Origin of the sequence: Algoriphagus machipongonensis (assembly GCF_000166275.1) — a bacterium.
Classification (GTDB): Bacteria; Bacteroidota; Bacteroidia; order Cytophagales; family Cyclobacteriaceae; genus Algoriphagus; species Algoriphagus machipongonensis.
The window spans coordinates 1,615,001-1,631,388 of record NZ_CM001023.1 but is presented as its reverse complement, the minus strand read 5'-3'; the positions used below and the strand labels follow the sequence as shown (position 1 = coordinate 1,631,388).

General features: G+C 40.4%; 13 protein-coding genes and 2 rRNA genes (1 of these 15 cut by a window edge). 4 read left to right on the top strand and 11 right to left on the bottom strand.

Annotation, left to right across the window (positions count from 1 at the left end):
• Positions 1-43: 43 nt before the first annotated feature.
• The 4 genes from ALPR1_RS07065 to hemN all read left to right on the top strand — a co-directional run bounded on the left by ALPR1_RS07065 (position 44) and on the right by hemN (position 4,321).
• Complete coding sequence (locus ALPR1_RS07065; RefSeq protein WP_008199514.1) at positions 44-922, top strand: DUF58 domain-containing protein; 879 nt, start codon at positions 44-46, stop codon at positions 920-922.
• Entirely contained in the window at positions 915-1,811 is an 897-nt protein-coding gene (locus ALPR1_RS07060) for a hypothetical protein (RefSeq protein WP_008199513.1), read from the top strand. Before ALPR1_RS07065 ends, ALPR1_RS07060 begins: the two co-directional genes overlap by 8 nt.
• Positions 1,792-2,835, top strand: coding sequence for a vWA domain-containing protein (locus ALPR1_RS07055; RefSeq protein ID WP_008199512.1), 1,044 nt, complete (start codon positions 1,792-1,794; stop codon positions 2,833-2,835). The genes ALPR1_RS07060 and ALPR1_RS07055 overlap by 20 nt, the downstream gene beginning before the upstream one ends.
• A 127-nt stretch (positions 2,836-2,962) precedes the next feature.
• A complete protein-coding gene (gene hemN, locus ALPR1_RS07050; RefSeq protein WP_008199510.1) occupies positions 2,963-4,321 on the top strand; it encodes an oxygen-independent coproporphyrinogen III oxidase in 1,359 nt (452 codons plus the stop codon).
• Here the strand turns inward: hemN and ALPR1_RS07045 are convergent.
• The 11 genes from ALPR1_RS07045 to ALPR1_RS06995 all read right to left on the bottom strand — a co-directional run.
• On the bottom strand, positions 4,318-5,022 hold the full coding sequence (locus ALPR1_RS07045) for a sulfite exporter TauE/SafE family protein (protein ID WP_008199509.1): 705 nt from the start codon (positions 5,020-5,022) through the stop codon (positions 4,318-4,320). The genes hemN and ALPR1_RS07045 overlap by 4 nt on opposite strands.
• A 1-nt stretch (position 5,023) precedes the next feature.
• On the bottom strand, positions 5,024-5,449 hold the full coding sequence (locus ALPR1_RS07040; RefSeq protein WP_008199508.1) for a FixH family protein: 426 nt from the start codon (positions 5,447-5,449) through the stop codon (positions 5,024-5,026).
• 14 nt (positions 5,450-5,463) lie between these two features.
• On the bottom strand, positions 5,464-6,879 hold the full coding sequence (gene ccoG, locus ALPR1_RS07035) for a cytochrome c oxidase accessory protein CcoG (RefSeq protein WP_008199507.1): 1,416 nt from the start codon (positions 6,877-6,879) through the stop codon (positions 5,464-5,466).
• A 52-nt stretch (positions 6,880-6,931) separates the two neighbouring features.
• Positions 6,932-7,879: a cbb3-type cytochrome c oxidase N-terminal domain-containing protein gene (locus tag ALPR1_RS07030; RefSeq protein ID WP_008199506.1), complete on the bottom strand. Its 948-nt coding sequence runs from the start codon at positions 7,877-7,879 to the stop codon at positions 6,932-6,934.
• Positions 7,876-8,058, bottom strand: a complete 183-nt coding sequence (locus ALPR1_RS07025; protein WP_008199505.1) for a hypothetical protein — start codon at positions 8,056-8,058, stop codon at positions 7,876-7,878. Before ALPR1_RS07025 ends, ALPR1_RS07030 begins: the two co-directional genes overlap by 4 nt.
• Before the next feature lie 10 nt (positions 8,059-8,068).
• Complete coding sequence (gene ccoN, locus ALPR1_RS07020; protein WP_008199504.1) at positions 8,069-10,201, bottom strand: cytochrome-c oxidase, cbb3-type subunit I; 2,133 nt, start codon at positions 10,199-10,201, stop codon at positions 8,069-8,071.
• Positions 10,194-10,382 (bottom strand): cbb3-type cytochrome oxidase assembly protein CcoS, encoded by a 189-nt coding sequence (gene ccoS / locus ALPR1_RS07015; protein WP_008199503.1) that lies wholly within the window; start codon positions 10,380-10,382, stop codon positions 10,194-10,196. Before ccoS ends, ccoN begins: the two co-directional genes overlap by 8 nt.
• A gap of 1 nt (position 10,383) precedes the next feature.
• Entirely contained in the window at positions 10,384-12,810 is a 2,427-nt protein-coding gene (locus ALPR1_RS07010) for a heavy metal translocating P-type ATPase (protein WP_008199501.1), read from the bottom strand.
• Positions 12,811-12,876: 66 nt separating this feature from the next.
• A complete protein-coding gene (locus ALPR1_RS07005; RefSeq protein WP_050776372.1) occupies positions 12,877-13,503 on the bottom strand; it encodes a hypothetical protein in 627 nt (208 codons plus the stop codon).
• 378 nt (positions 13,504-13,881) lie between these two features.
• Positions 13,882-13,993: ribosomal RNA gene (gene rrf, locus ALPR1_RS07000) — 5S ribosomal RNA — on the bottom strand.
• 179 nt (positions 13,994-14,172) lie between these two features.
• Positions 14,173-16,388, bottom strand: a 23S ribosomal RNA gene (locus ALPR1_RS06995) (it continues 641 nt past the right edge of the window).

Genomic DNA, 16,388 nt, shown 5'->3' with positions numbered 1-16,388 from the left:
ATTCGTCCTAGTACTTTAACTTAGGCGGTTCAAATCACCCGGAATGAATCAACTATTCAGTAAACTTCGAAAATATGAGATAATGATCCGAAAAGTGGCTAACAACCACCTTCAAGGAGATTACCAATCTCTGTTCAAAGGTTCGGGTCTAGAATTTGATGATTTGCGTCCATATCAGTATGGTGATGACGTCAGAACCATCGAATGGAAAGTATCAGCAAAAGGTCATGGCACCTTCGTAAAGACTTTCCGAGAAGATAAGGATCAATGTGTATACTTTTTATTAGATATCAGCGGGAGTCAAGATATTGGCCAAGCAGGTAATAAGAAGATTGATCAGGGTAAAATTATTGCAGGAGTCTTAAATCTTGCAGCAGTTTTTGATGGTAGTCAGGTAGCTTTGATCAGTTATTCTGATCAGAAAGAAAATATCATCATGCCTGGAAAAGGCCCAAAACAAGGAGTTAAAATCATCAGGGGAATTTTTGACCATGAAAACAAGTCTTACAAGACAGACCTTAACTCCATGTTTACCTTCTCTCTGAACATGATCAAAAAACGAAGTGTCATTATTGTGATATCAGATTTTATTGATGAGGGTTATGAAAGGCCCTTTAGAGCATTGGCAGAGCGACATGACTTAGTCGCTATCCAACTTACAGATCCCAGGGAATCTGCCTTACCTGCATTGGGAATAATCCCTATTTATGACAAAGAGGAAGGCAAGACCACGTGGGTTAATACTGCTTTTGGAAGTTTTTCTAAAAAAATTGCAGATACTTTTTCTTCCGAAAGGGTAAACCTGCAAGAAATCTGTAAGAAAAATCAGATTAACTATCTCAAAATCGATACTTCAGATGATATTGTAGCGCCTTTGATTGAATTATTCAAATACCGAAATAAAAGAATGAAGCGTGGGTAAAATCAGCAAGACACTTCTTTTATTCTTTTTCCCAATCATCACTTTTGCGCAAGAAGTAAATGTGAATGGGTATTTCCTTCAAGATTCTGCCAAATTAGGAGAACGTGTTGGGTATGTACTAAAAGCTACCTACCCAGAAGATAAACAATTAATTTTTCCTGATTCTGTATATGACTTTTCTCCATTGGTTCTTTTGGAGAAAAAGACATTTATTTCTAGCACTGCAGAGGGTATAACACAAGATAGTTCGATCTATTATGTTTCAAACTTCTCTCTGGAACCCAGTGTTTACCTATCTCTTCCTGTTTATGAGATTGCCAGATATGACAGTATAACTCATTTCCCGCTGGAGGCTGAACTTAAGCTGAAATTAACTTTGGACAGTATTCCTGAAAAGCCTGCTTTTCGAGAAAACAACGTTTATCAGCCTTTAGAAAAACCTACTAATTGGATTGTTATTGCAGTCGTTTTGGGAGGAGTTCTTCTTCTTCTAATTGTCTTCTATTTCTTATTTGCGGATAGAATCAAACGATTATTGAAAGATCGCAGGGAGAAAAGACGCTGGAATAAATTTGAAAAGGATTGGAAAAAGCAAACCTCAGACTTGGAGGCCAATCCTACTTTGCAACGTGCTGATGAAGTTCAAGGTCTATGGAAATCTTACATGGAACATCTTACAAAGCAACCGTTCCAAGAATGGACTTCAAGTGAGATTGGTGAAAAAATGGGAGATCAGGAAGTATTTAAGGCACTCCGAGCCATTGATTTGATTATTTACGCAGGGGGAACCGAAAAAAGCAATGAGGCTACCGACTTCCTACTTCAAGTCGCAAAAGAAAAGCATTTAGAAAAATTAAAAAAACTGGATCATGCAAGAGCAAATAGCTGAATTCTTTAGCTGGTCTTGGTTTTTTCCAGAGACCTTAAAAACCTACGAATGGGCTAATCTTTGGGTTCTTAATCTACTTTGGATCATTCCTTTGTTGATGCTTTTTAGAAAGTTTGTCAAATTCTTAAAGAACCCGGTTCTGGAGCTTTCTCTGCCTAAAAAGGTAGCCAATAATAACCCTTGGACTTACCTTAGGTTAATACCTACAGGTTTTTTCTTCCTAGCTCTGATAATGGTCATTATTGCTTTGGCAAGACCGCAAAAAAGTAATGAAAGAGTAGAACAATTTACTGAAGGTATTGATATCATGCTAGTCATGGATATTTCAGAATCCATGGATTTGCAGGATTTTAAACCCAATCGACTGGAAGCTGCTAAAGCTACAGCGATTGACTTTATTAATGGTCGTTTTGGTGATAGAATAGGTATGGTGGTATTTGCTGGTGAAGCCTACTCCTTGGCTCCACTTACCAATGATTACAAATTACTCACTGACCTCATTCAAGATATTTCCTTCAACATGATGGAAGCAAAAGGAACTGCCATCGGTTCGGCAATCGCATCTGCCACCAATCGAATGAAAGAATCTGAATCTGCTTCTAAGGTATTAATATTGCTAAGTGATGGTGAAAGTAATGCTGGTAATGTAGACCCTTTATTTGCTGCTCAACTGGCTTCTGCACTAGACATTAAGATTTACACCATCGCGGTAGGTAAAGATGGAATGGTACCCTATGGAACAGACTTTTTTGGAAGACCTCAGATGGTAGAAAGCTATCTTGATGAAACTAATCTTAGGGAAATAGCCAAAATTGGAAATGGTGAATTTTTCAGAGCTTCTGATGGAGGTACATTGAATAATATTTTTGACAGGATTGATACTATGGAAAAAGCAGAAATCCTGGAAAACAGATATAAAGAAACCTCAGATTACTATCGGGTTTATTTATTCTGGGGTATGGTTCTATTCTTTATTTGGCTCTTACTGAAAAGTAGTTTCTTGAACAATTTCTTATTGGATTAAAGAAAAACCCACCTTCTTACTAATTCAAACTAACCTTATCCAATAACTGATTTTAATCAGGTTTTTGACTTAATCTGGTCACTGAATCCTACTTTGCTTCTCCCCATTTTTGTAAAAAGAGAATGGAATGAAGCTATCCCCAGAATTAATTCAAAAGTACAATAAACCTGCACCAAGGTACACTTCCTACCCAACCGTCCCCCTTTGGGATAACAATATCAGTTCAGAGGATTGGGAAAACAAAGTGAAAGAAGCATTTAAACTTTATGGAAAAAGTAAAGGGATTACACTTTATATACACCTTCCTTTTTGCGAGAGTCTTTGCACTTATTGTGGTTGTAATAAGAGGATCACAAAAAATCATGAGGTAGAAATACCTTATTTAAATTCCATCCTATTAGAATGGAAAAGATACCTTGAGCTATTTAGCGAAAAACCAAAACTCGCAGGAATACATTTGGGTGGTGGAACTCCAACCTTCTTCAAACCTTCATCACTTTCTTTTTTCCTTCAAGAAATTCTAAATTCCTCGGAGGTTATGGATGATGCCGAATTCAGTTTTGAGGGGCACCCCAACAATACCACCTTAGAGCATTTGGAAGAATTACATAAACTAGGCTTTGATCGGGTCAGCTATGGGATTCAGGATTTTGATATGAAAGTTCAGCAAGCAATTCATAGAATCCAGCCATTTGAGAAAGTCCAAGAAGCCACTACAATTGCTAGGCAAACAGGGTATCAATCGGTTAATTTCGATCTCATTTATGGGCTTCCTCATCAAACATTGGACACCTTATACACTACTTTCGAGAAAGTTAAGATGTTGCGTCCAGATCGAATTGCCTTTTATTCCTACGCACATCTTCCAAGTGTTTTTCCAGCACAAAAAAGCTATGAAAGCTACTTACCCAATGACAATCAAAAAAGAGAGTTATATGAATTTGGTAAAGCAAATTTGATCAAAATAGGTTATAGAGAAATAGGAATGGACCATTTTGCGCTTCCTAACGACCCTCTTTATACTGCCAAAACAAACGACACCTTACATCGAAACTTCATGGGATACACCACTTCTCCCTCTAAAATCCTTATTGGATTAGGAGCTAGTAGTATCAGCGATATTCATTTGGCCTATGCACAGAATGAGAAAAACATTGAGGCATATCAGGGTATGATAAATAATGACTCCTGGGCTTTTCAAAAAGGTCATCTCTTGAGTGAAAAAGATATCATTGTACGTGAAATTATATTGGATATTATTTGTCAACACCAAGCAGAAATCCCTTTAGATATCTGGGAAAGTTTAAATGAAAAACAAATCTTCAACCTAAAAGAGATGCAATGGGAAGGTTTACTTTCAATAGATAAAAGTAAGCTAAAGGTGAATTCTCAAGGGATCGCGGTGATCAGGCATATCTGCATGCAGTTTGACCTAAAACTCGCTGAAAGCAAAACCCAAAGACAGCTTTTTAGCAAGGCTATCTAACGGCAAACAGTTATTTCAACTTGTTGGGTGCCATACTCATAAAGTTGGATTTCAGGGCTCAAACCAAAACCTCCAAGACCTAAACCCCGAAAAATAAATAACACTCCAATTAAGACTCCCAAATAAGGAATCAAAGATTGGAGTTTTACTCTGGTTTGAATTGAAAAAAGACTGCCAGAAAACATGAGTATTAGCAATAGAGGTATAGTTCCTAGCCCGAAGAAAAACATATATGCTGCCCCTGTCCAGGGATTTTGCATCCCTAAAGCTGCTACAAGTGCCATATAGACCATACCACAAGGCAATAGTCCATTGATCATCCCTGTAGTCAAATAGGCAGAAGTTTTTCCAGATTTAATATAGAATCCCAGCTTTCTTTTTATCCAAAGGATAAAGTTGGAAAAAAATGATTTCTCCATTAATAGATCAGACTTTTTAAAGCTAATCGCCAAAATCACAATTGCCACACCCATGGCAATAGATAAGCCTTGTTGTATTCCTGCCAAGGCCAAAGAAAACCCCAAACTTCCTACAATCAATCCTAATAAGGCGTACGTTAAACTACGTCCGAAATGATAGATCATCTTCTTTAAAAGAAAAGTATTCTTGTTTGAACCCCCAACTGCCAAGGCAATAGGACCGCACATTCCTACGCAATGGAATGAACCTAAAAACCCTAAAACTATAGCAGTCCAAAGCATCTTAAAAAGTCATTTTCTTTTCCTGGTAATAAGCTACGCCATTCTCTTCCCAATTCAATTGAGCTTTCCAATACCCTGCCTTAAGTTTCCCAACCGGAACCTCGATTTTACCATTTTCTTTCCCCTGTAACGGTAAGATTTTATCAAGGCTAACATCCGATGGTCGGTACAAATGCAAAGTTCCTTTCACCCCATGGGGCAAATCTATCAGAACAACCTTTTTTTGCGAATTAAGACTGATCACATCCTTTCCTTGATCCAGAGTAACCTGTTCTTTATCAATTTGATTTTGATAGACAATTTCCTTTTCATAATAGCTATCTGTAACCAGCTCGATCCCATCCATTCGTACAGATATTACCACCATCGTCATGACGACGCAAATAAATCCTATAATGGATAACATGATTCCTTTTCCCCAATTCATATCAATTCTTTTAGCTATTTATTTACTGGAGCCATGAAATTAGTTTTAATGTCCCCATACTCTTCTCCCTCTGCACTCAATTTTAAATGTACCTCCTCTTGATTTACTTTTACATCACTCTGATTTCTAACTAGAAAAAACCTTCCCTCAAACTTTGACTGAGGCTCTAGAGTCCAGTGAGTATCTCCAACAACCTCTAAATCCATCCCTTCAGCAAGTGGCTCGAGGACCACTTTTTGTGGTTCAAAAGTCTTATTTATCAAAGTGATTTCATACAAGTTAGAAACTCTACCATCTTCCCTTTCTTGAAAAGTCATACCAGGAAATCTAGTTACAGTTCCATTGATTGGCTCACGGGTAGAAATCAAAGCGATAAATGCTCCTACTAAAATCAATAATATTACAGAATAAGCTTTAACCCTTCCTGTAATCAATTTCTGAAAACCTTTCTTTATACTATTATTTGAAGCATATCGGATCAAGCCTTTAGGTCTGTCAACTTTCTCCATCACCTCATCACATGCATCAATACAAGCCGTACAATTGACACATTCCATTTGAATGCCATTACGGATATCTATACCGGTAGGACATACCTGAACGCATAAATTGCAGTCTACACAGTCGCCTTTAGGTTCTTCCTCTAACTTGGTTTTTCGAATGGGTCCCCGAGGCTCTCCTCTCACAAAATCATACATTACATTAATGGAATTATCATCCAATAAAACCCCTTGAAGTCTTCCATAAGGACAAACTACCAAGCAAGCTTGCTCCCGAAACCAAGAAAACACAAACATGAAAATTCCCGAAAAAGCTATTAGACCAATAAATCCGGCCATATGAGCTGAAGGTGGCTGGGTAACTACTTCTATCACCTGGTCCACACCTATCAAATAAGCCATCACCAAATGTCCAATCATCAAAGAGATCAAGGCAAAGATCAGCGTTTTACCTCCCTTTTTAATAATCTTTTCTGAATTCCAAGGAGCATTGTTTAGTGCCCGCTGCTGATTGGCATCCCCTTCAATCCAATATTCAATCTTACGGAAAACCATTTCCATAAACAGTGTCTGCGGGCAAGCCCATCCACAGAAGACACGACCAAAAACCACGGTGAAAAGAATGACAAATAAGAAAAAAATCAAAAGAAGAAAGATTAGCAAATAAGTATCCTGCGGCCAGAAAACAGCTCCAAAAATGATAAACTTTCTTTCAAATATATTGAACAAGAGCCATGGCCTTCCATCCACTTTAATAAATGGCCCTGCAAATAAAATCGCCAAAAGTAACCAAGACAGGTAAGTTCTGTATTTATAGAATAATCCTTTAACCTTTTTGGGATAAACCCAGTTTCTCTTGCCATCATCTTGGACAGTTGCCAAAGAGTCACGGAAGTTTTCCGGATTTAAATGTGGATTTTTTTTGGCCATAATTAAGGCATATTTATGCTGGGAGAAGTTAACTTCTCCCAGCTATTGTTAATCATTCTGATTCAACTGATAAGGTATCAGCCTGACCGTCGACAGCAGTGCTATCCGGTGTTTCTGCTGGTATTACCTCTGATGAAGCACCTACAATTTCACCTTGCGGAGCTTTTGGATTAGCAGGTGTAGTCCCTTCTAAGCTCAAAATATAACTGGCTACATTTTGAATTTCTTCTGGGCTCAACTGATCCTGCCAAGGAACCATCCCTTTACTCACAACGCCATATTTGATGACTGTGAATAAATCTTTGATAGTCCCTCCATGAATCCAATATTCATCTGTGAGGTTCGGACCAACTCCTCCTCCTCCATCAGCAGCATGACAAGCAGCACAATTGGTTTCGAAAATTGACTTACCAACAGCTAATGCACCTGAAGATTCATCATAGACGGCGGTTGTTTCGTCGATACCAGCAACTGCATTTGCTTTTCGTTCTTCAGAAGCAATTGCTTCAATTCTAAGCTCCTCCTCATATTCTTCTATACCTGTTTTGCCATAGCCCAATACAGAGTAGTTGATAAAGTAAGCAACCCCAAAGATGGCAGTAAACAAAAACACATATTGAAGCCAAGGGGGCATGAAATTATCCAACTCCGTAATCCCATCATAAGAGTGATCGGACATTTCTTTCTTTTCAACTGCCTCTTCCTCAACATCCCCTGTAATAAACTTCTCTTTAAATGACTCCCACCATGTTGGTTCTGCCGCCATGGCCGGATTCTCTCTTCTAAAGACTGTCGTAATAAATGACATCAAGTAAATGATGAGAATTAGCAATAATACGATGATCCCAAGGATCACACCCATGATGATTAGCACGGTCAACTGATTGCTATCCATTTCAGACAATTTAGCCATCATGGAATTGGATTCAGATTGGGCGAAAACAGCATTTGTTCCCAAAAGGCTAACAAATGCCATCATAAAGGTTAGTATCTTTTTCATGGCTCTTTCTTAGTTATTTCATCCTCTTCCATTGGCAATGACTTCATATGATCAATGTAATTCTTGGGCACTGTTAATACCCAGATAAACATGATCACAAAGAATATCACAAAAATCAGCAAGGAAATCACTGGATAGATTTCGATGTTCTCTATGGATCTTAAAACTTCTTTATACATGACTTTTCAATTAAGGGTTATTGGTGGCTGTGGCTTTAATATCAGTACCGAGTCTTTGTAAGTAAGCGATCAAGGCCACGATTTCAGTATTTGGCATTACTTCTACGCCTGCATCTTTTAAGCTTGCTGTAATAACAGCTGCCTGAGACTCTAAATCTGCCGTAGCTTGCTGATCAAAACCTTCTGGATAAGGAACCCCTAACTTTTGGAGGGTTCTTATTTTTGCAGGGAGATCTGAATAATCTAACTCATTTGTCTTCAACCAAGGATATGGAGGCATCAAGGAACCTGGTGACATACTTCGTGGATCCTCCATATGGAAGTAATGCCAGCTATCAGGATATTTTCCTCCTACCCTATGTAAATCAGGGCCTGTTCTTTTGGAGCCCCAAAGGAATGGTCTGTCATACACGAATTCTCCAGCTTTGGAATATTCACCATAGCGTTCCGTTTCAAATCTAAAAGGCCGAATCATTTGAGAATGGCAACCCACACAACCATTGGCAATGTAAAGGTCCCTGCCTTCTAACTCCAAAGGAGTATAGGGTTTGACAGAGCTAATTGTAGGCACATTTGATTTCACAAGAATTGTAGGGATAATTTCAATTGCTCCACCAATTGCAATAGCAACAGTAGCTAAAACTGTAAAGAAAATTGGTTTTCTTTCCCATGCTCTGTGCCAGAATTCACCAGCAGGCTTGTAGTTTTTGGCAAGAGCAGGTGCAGCGTCCTCTTCCGTTTCCTGAAAAACACCTTGCTTAGCAGTCATCCACATATTATAAACCATTAGGATAGCTCCACTAAGGTATAATACTCCACCTAGTGCTCTCAGCATATACATTGGAACTAACTCTACTACAGTTTCAAGGAAATTTCCATAAGCCAAACGACCCATTTCATCAAACTCTCTTAGCATTAAGAATTGAGTCAAGGCAGCTACATACATCGGCAAGGCATAGAAAATAATACCAAGGGTTCCCAGCCAAAAGTGCGTATTTGCCATTTTGGTCGAGTACATCTTTGTTTTGAACAATCTAGGCCACATCCAGTATAACATACCAAATGTCAGGAAGCCATTCCAACCTAAACCACCTATATGCACGTGTGCTACGATCCAATCTGTATAGTGAGCAATAGCATTGACATTTTTAAGGGAAAGCATTGGGCCTTCAAATGTGGCCATACCATAGGCCGTCAAAGCAACAACCATAAACTTCAGTACTGGTTCGTTACTCACCTTATCCCAAGCTCCTCTTAACGTCAACAAACCATTAACCATACCTCCCCAAGAGGGTGCAATCAGCATAATGGAAAAGGCTGTACCCAAAACCTGAGCCCATTCTGGCAAGGCAGTGTAAAGCAAATGGTGAGGTCCTGCCCACATATAAATGAATATGAGAGACCAGAAATGGACAATGGAAAGCTTGTAAGAATAAACAGGTCTGTTAGCTGCCTTAGGAAGGAAGTAATACATCAATCCTAGGAATGGGGTCGTCAGGAAAAATGCGACAGCATTGTGTCCATACCACCATTGTACCAAAGCATCTTGAACTCCTGCATAAGCAGAATAACTTTTGAAGAAGTCAACTGGTAAAGCTAGAGAGTTGAAAATATGTAAAACAGCAACGGTGACGAAAGAGGCCATGTAAAACCAGATGGCCACATACATATGACGCTCCCTTCGGTTAATTAAAGTACCAATCATATTGGCACCAAAAGCAACCCAAACTAAAGCAATGGCAATATCAATGGGCCATTCCAATTCAGCATATTCCTTGGATGTAGTTAATCCCAAAGGAAGGGTAATAGCAGCTGCCAAAATAATTAACTGCCATCCGTAAAAATGGAACCAACTCAAGGTTTTGTTCCACATTGGGGTTTTTAATAACCGGGGCATGGAATAATAAACCCCTGCGAAAATGGCATTACCAACAAATGCAAAGATGACTGCATTCGTATGCAAGGGCCTTATTCTACCAAAGGTAGTATAGGGATTCCCCAAATTCGCCTCAGGTAAAAATAGCTGGGTAGCAGCTAATATCCCTACCAGCATTCCTACGATCCCCCAGATAATGGTGGCGGCTCCAAAATACTTGACAATTTTATTGTCATAATGGAACGTTTCTAAAGTAGAATCATTCATTTGAATTAGGTTTTGATGGTTGATCTTTTTTCACTTTTTTATGTTTACTATCAAATAAAATTCTCACTGAAGGGGTGTAGTCATCATCAAACTGTCCATCTTTCATTGCTTTGAAAAATAGATATAAGAATGTCCCTGCTAGGATCAAACTGACACCGATCAATAGAAAAATCACTTCCATATTAGTTCTTGTTTAGTTTGATCAGCCCCCTTTTCACCCCAATTAAATTGGTGGCAAGGCTCGTAAATAACACGACTGATATACTACTTAAAGGCATTAGAATAGCACAAATTACTGGGCTTAAGACTCCCTGAACAGCTAGGCTAATACCTACCAAATTATAAGCAAAGCTCAGAATGAAACTCAACACAATGATTCGTCTATTCACTTTCGCAAAACCCAAAAAATCAGGAATTTTTGAAATCATTGAAGAATCTATGATGGCATCACTGGCTGGTGAAAAATGACTAATATGCTCCGTCACTGCTATTCCCACTTCACTTTCCTGCAGTGCTCCTGCATCATTGAGACCATCTCCCACCATTAGCGTATGTTTCCCTCTTTTATTTAATGCATGAAGGTATTGAAGCTTGTCTTGTGGACTTTGGTTAAATTTAAAAGTGATTTGATCTCCAAACTTCTTTCGCAGAGTCACTTCCTCATGACTTTGATCTCCTGTCAATAAATGTACTTCGTATTGTTCGGCCAGTTTCTTAATCATCTCAGGAGATTGATCTCGAAGCCCTGATTGGATATGTAAGTACCCCAAAACTTGATCTCCTATTCCTAAAAACACTAGGTTACCATCTTCCACATAAACTTTATCTTGGGCTCCTGTATAAGACTGTGACCCTATTTTAACCAGCTGACCTTGGTATTCTGCTTCGAGGCCGCATCCCTTAATTTCTTTAAAATTAGAGATTGGTACTATCGGGCGAGATCCAAGCCAGTGATTTATTCGATTACTTAAAGGATGAGAGGATCTGGATACCATGGATTTCAAAAGAGATTTTGTCTCTTCAGTTAATGGTTCACCATGATATTTTATGACAGCTTGGGAAGGAGAAGTCAAGGTTCCTGTTTTGTCAAAAACCAAAGTATCCACTATAGCTAAATGCTCGATAACGCTAGCGTTCTTAAGGTATAGCTTCCCTTTGCCAAAAATCCTTAAAGTATTACCCAGAGTAAAAGGAGTCGACATAGCCAATGCACAAGGACAGGCGACAATCAAAACAGAAGTAAAGACTTTAACTGCGACAGATAGCTCTTGAGACGCCCAAAATGCAAATGCAAGAAATGCGATCGATAAAACAGCCCAGGTAAAAACTCCACTGATCTTATTGGCTAAAGGTTCAAGTTTCCCTTCTTTTTCCTTTCCAAAGGCCTCGTTATTCCAGAGGTCGGTTAAATACCCTTGAGAAGGTGACTTTTGGATAGTGAGCATGATAGGCTCTCCCTTTTGTCTTCCTCCTGCATATATTAGCTCCCCTTTTCTTTTAGGTACGGGAATTTCTTCACCTGTCACAAAACTATAATCGATGCTTGCTGCATCATCTAGTAATATTGCATCAGCAGGAATAAGCTCCTCATCTCTGATCAAAATTACATCTCCCACTTCCAATTTTGAAATGGGTATTACTTGCTCCTGTGATTTTATCAATCGAGTAACAGCCATTGGAAAATAAGACTTAAAGTCTCTGTCAAACTCCAATGATGCAAAAGTCTTTTGTTGGTAAAATTTACCAAGGAGCAGGAAGAATAAAAGTCCACCTAGGCTATCCATATAACCAGCATTTCCAGCCCCAAAAATCTCCCATAGGGAATAGAGAAATAATGTAATAATGCCCAAGACAATCGGCACATCCATATTTATCTTTTTCTGTTTTAAACTATTCCAAGCAGATTGGTAATAATTTAAAGCGGAATAGAACACTATAGGAAGAGCTAAGACTACGTTCAAATAATTAAATAGACTACTAAACCCCTCTCCAAGGAGCTGTGTTTCAGAAAAATATTCAGGCAGGCTAAATAGCATCATATTCCCAAAACAGAAGCCAGCAACTGCTAATTGAGAAATTAACTTCTTATCAATAACTGGTTTCGCATTACCACCTTGATCAGATAAACTGATTTTAGGCTCGTATCCTATAGTAGATAAGGAAGTAACCAGTTCTTTTAAGGTGATTTTATTAGGGTTAAAACGAATTTGAACCTTCTTCTTTATAAAATCTACTCTACTTGAAATAACCCCGCTATGGATTTGAAAGAGGTTTTCTAAGAGCCATATGCAGGAAGCACAATGAATGATGGGGATAAAAAAGGTAACATGGTTTTCATTTTCACTTTGAAAATCCAAGAGCTGAGTTTGAACTTCTAAATCATCCAAATAATCAAATTTATTAACTCTGGAATTTTTCAGCTTTTGGGATTCACCTGGAAACTGTTCTAAGTCATAGTAACTGCAAAGGTCATTTTCTGCTAAAACTTCATAAACGAGTTTGCACCCTTGGCAACAAAAATCCCTTTCATCCCAAACGATAAATTCTTCGCAAGCCTCTCCACAATGGAAGCATTTCTTAATAGAATTACGTGTTAAAGAAGATTTCATATTATTCAAATGAAACTGCAATTATAAAGTACAAAAAAACAGGTTAATAATCACAATTATCATTAGTTATTGAGCCAAGTAAAACGAAAGGTTATCATCCCAAAGAGAGCCTTCATAAAAGCTAAACAAGACTTTAGAGAGTTCTAATTGATAGGTTTTGGAAGTTACTAACAAAGTACATTGATGCTTGACGGCATAGGACCAGAAATCTCCAATCTTTAAGAAATTGAGCTTGATGAAACTTGTTTCGGAAGTGGCAGAAGATATCATTTCGATAAGTTCTTGTTCTTCCTTCAATCGAGATTTTGGAATAAAACTAGGTGATATTACAGTGGCTTTACTTTTGGATATTTTATTCTGAAATAGTTGTAAGAAGCCCTTAATTAGGTTTGCAGACTGTGTTGTTCCATCATAATGAAAGAGCAAATGTTTCGTAGAAAAATTAGGCACAAACAATAACAGGGGAATTGAGCAAGGTTCCTTTTCGAAAGCTTTCGGAAAATCATGATCTTGTAGCCAATCCATCACCTGATTTAGGTTAACGGCAAAAAGGTTACAATTATTTGTTTCCTCTAGGCTTCTAACTCCTCCCATTCTAGGGTCAAAACTTTGATCCAATCGATGGCTAGAATATCCATGGATATCTAAATCAATTAGGTCAGATGACGTTTTTTGGATAGGTCTGGGGTTCATGGTAAAAATCTTTCCCCAAAGCTATTTCTGAAAGTTTTAGTAGCTCATGATGAATTCCACCATAGAACATGATAAAAGTCAACATTTAAACTAATTATTTATTAAATAAATAAGCAGTGTAAAAAAATAGGCAAAAAAAAGCCAGCTGTTATAGCTGGCTTGAATAATGTGGCGGCCCCCGATAATTATCGCGGGCGACTCTCCCGGGTGTAACCCCTTTGCTTTCGGCACTGAATCCATTCGATTTCATCCAAAAGTTTCTTCTTGGACCCCATCTCAATTTTACACCTACGAAGCTATGGCAGAAACAGCCATGGTCACTACATGCTAGGAAGGAGATTAACAAAAAAAAGCCAGCTGTTATAGCTGGCTTAAATAATGTGGCGGCGACCTACTCTCCCGGGTGTAACCCCAGTACCATCGGCGCGGCAGGGCTTAACTTCTCTGTTCGGGATGGGAAGAGGTGGGACCCCTGCGCTAGGCCGCCTAAATCTTATAGAGGCAAGATACCAGATCTTAGATCCAAGAGTTATGCTCTTGTTTCTCGTCTCTCTGCTCTTGATTCTACCCTACATTAAGTAGGTAAATATCTTAAGTTCTTTCTTGGTACTTTGTACTTCAGTCCCGATAGTTATCGGGAAACATGTCTTGGCAGAAACTGTAACAAACAGCGGTAAGCTTTCGGGCAATTAGTACTACTCAGCTATGACATTACTGCCTTTACACCTGTAGCCTATCAACGTCATCGTCTCTGACGGCCCTGTTTGGAAGTCTCATCTTGAGGGGAGTTTCGCACTTAGATGCTTTCAGCGCTTATCTCTTCCCGACGTAGCTACCCGGCAATGCAATTGGCATCACAACCGGTACACCAGCGGTCGGTCCAACCCGGTCCTCTCGTACTAAGTCAGTCTCGCAACTCCCACGCCGCACAGATAGGACCGACTGTCTCACGACGTTCTGAACCCAGCTCGCGTGCCACTTTAATGGGCGAACAGCCCAACCCTTGGGACCTTCTTCAGCCCCAGGATGTGACGAGCCGACATCGAGGTGCCAAACCTCCCCGTCGATATGAGCTCTTGGGGGAGATCAGCCTGTTATCCCCAGCGTACCTTTTATCCTTTGAGCGACGGCCCTTCCATTCAGAACCGCCGGATCACTATACCCGTGTTTCCACCCTGCTCGGCTTGTCGGCCTTACAGTCAAGCTCCCTTATGCTATTGCGCTCCTCGTACGGTTACCAAGCGTACTGAGGGAACCTTTGGAAGCCTCCGTTATCCTTTTGGAGGCGACCACCCCAGTCAAACTACCCACCAAGCAATGTCCCCTGTTCAGGGTTAGATACCAAACAAACAAAGGGTGGTATTTCAACAGTGACTCCACGAATCCTGGCGAACCCGCTTCATAGTCTCCCACCTATCCTACACATCATTTGTCCAGTACCAATGCTAAGCTGCAGTAAAGGTGCATGGGGTCTTTCCGTCCCGTTGCGGGTACGCGGCATCTTCACCGCGACTACATTTCACCGAGCTCATGGCTGAGACAGTGCCCAGATCGTTACACCATTCGTGCAGGTCGGACTTACCCGACAGGAAATTCGCTACTTAGACCGTATAGTACGGCCGCGTTACCGGGCTTCGATTCAGAGCTTCTCTTGCGATAACTCCCCCTCTTAACCTTCCGGCACCGGGCAGGTGTCAGGCCTTATACTTAGTCGTTAAACTTTGCAAAGCCATGTGTTTTTGTTAAACAGTCGCCTGGGCCTCTTCACTGCGGCCTCTGTCACCAGAGGCGCCCCTTCTCCCGAAGTTACAGGGCTATTTTGCCGAGTTCCTTAGCCATGATTCACTCGAGCACCTTAGGATACTCTCCTCGACCACCTGTGTCGGTTTGCGGTACGGGTGAATGTACTCTTGACGCTAGAAGTTTTTCTTGGAAGCCCTTAGGGAAACTATCCGGTTGTCCGTAGACGCCCGGTACTATCGGCTTTCGGCTAAACAGGCGCATTTAACTACCCGTCCAATACCTACAACCTTCAACGCGGTATTCCGTCACCGCGCGTTCCTTTCATCACTCCGTCACTCCATCACCTGTACATCCAGTATGGGAATATTAACCCATTTGCCATCGACTACCCCCTTCGGGTTCGCCTTAGGTCCCGACTAACCCTGATCCGATTAGCGTTGATCAGGAAACCTGGGTCTTACGGTGTGCGGGTTTCTCGCCCGCATTATCGTTACTTATGCCTACATTTGCTTTTCCAAAAACTCCAACCAGGCTGACGCCTGATCTTCACTGTCGTTGGAATGCTCCCCTACCACTGGCAGTAAACTGCCAATCCTTCGCTTCGGTACTAGATTTGATGCCCGATTATTATCGACGCCCTGTCGCTCGACCAGTGAGCTGTTACGCACTCTTTAAAGGAATAGCTGCTTCCAAGCTAACCTCCTGGCTGTCTCTGCAACTGGACCACCTTTGTTCAACTTAATCTAGATTTAGGGACCTTAGCGGAAGGTCTGGGTTCTTTCCCTCTCGGACTTGGACCTTAGCACCCAAGCCCTCACTGCCGGTTCTGTATAATGGCATTCGGAGTTCGTCAGGATTTGGTAGGATGTGACTCCCCCTAGTCCTATCGGTAGCTCTACCTCCATCATACAATTCCCGACGCTGTTCCTAAAAACATTTCGGGGAGTACGAGCTATTTCTCAGTTTGATTAGCCTTTCACCCCTACCCACAGCTCATCCGGAAACTTTTCAACGTTTATCGGTTCGGTCCTCCATTGTGTGTTACCACAACTTCAACCTGGCCATGGGTAGATCACTAAGTTTCGCGTCTACCCCCACCGACTCAATCGCCCTTTCAGACTCGCTTTCGCTCCGGGTACGTG

Excerpts from the sequence above, each read along its gene's own strand:
- ccoG (WP_008199507.1), bottom strand. The coding sequence starts at position 6,879 with ATGGCCAAAAAAAATCCACATTTAAATCCGGAAAACTTCCGTGACTCT.
- ALPR1_RS07005 (WP_050776372.1), bottom strand. The coding sequence starts at position 13,503 with ATGAACCCCAGACCTATCCAAAAAACGTCATCTGACCTAATTGATTTA.
- ALPR1_RS07040 (WP_008199508.1), bottom strand. The coding sequence starts at position 5,449 with ATGAATTGGGGAAAAGGAATCATGTTATCCATTATAGGATTTATTTGC.
- ALPR1_RS07055 (WP_008199512.1), top strand. The coding sequence starts at position 1,792 with ATGCAAGAGCAAATAGCTGAATTCTTTAGCTGGTCTTGGTTTTTTCCA.
- ALPR1_RS07010 (WP_008199501.1), bottom strand. The coding sequence starts at position 12,810 with ATGAAATCTTCTTTAACACGTAATTCTATTAAGAAATGCTTCCATTGT.
- ALPR1_RS07025 (WP_008199505.1), bottom strand. The coding sequence starts at position 8,058 with ATGTATAAAGAAGTTTTAAGATCCATAGAGAACATCGAAATCTATCCA.
- ALPR1_RS07065 (WP_008199514.1), top strand. The coding sequence starts at position 44 with ATGAATCAACTATTCAGTAAACTTCGAAAATATGAGATAATGATCCGA.
- ALPR1_RS07045 (WP_008199509.1), bottom strand. The coding sequence starts at position 5,022 with ATGCTTTGGACTGCTATAGTTTTAGGGTTTTTAGGTTCATTCCATTGC.
- hemN (WP_008199510.1), top strand. The coding sequence starts at position 2,963 with ATGAAGCTATCCCCAGAATTAATTCAAAAGTACAATAAACCTGCACCA.
- ccoN (WP_008199504.1), bottom strand. The coding sequence starts at position 10,201 with ATGAATGATTCTACTTTAGAAACGTTCCATTATGACAATAAAATTGTC.
- ALPR1_RS07030 (WP_008199506.1), bottom strand. The coding sequence starts at position 7,879 with ATGAAAAAGATACTAACCTTTATGATGGCATTTGTTAGCCTTTTGGGA.
- ccoS (WP_008199503.1), bottom strand. The coding sequence starts at position 10,382 with ATGGAAGTGATTTTTCTATTGATCGGTGTCAGTTTGATCCTAGCAGGG.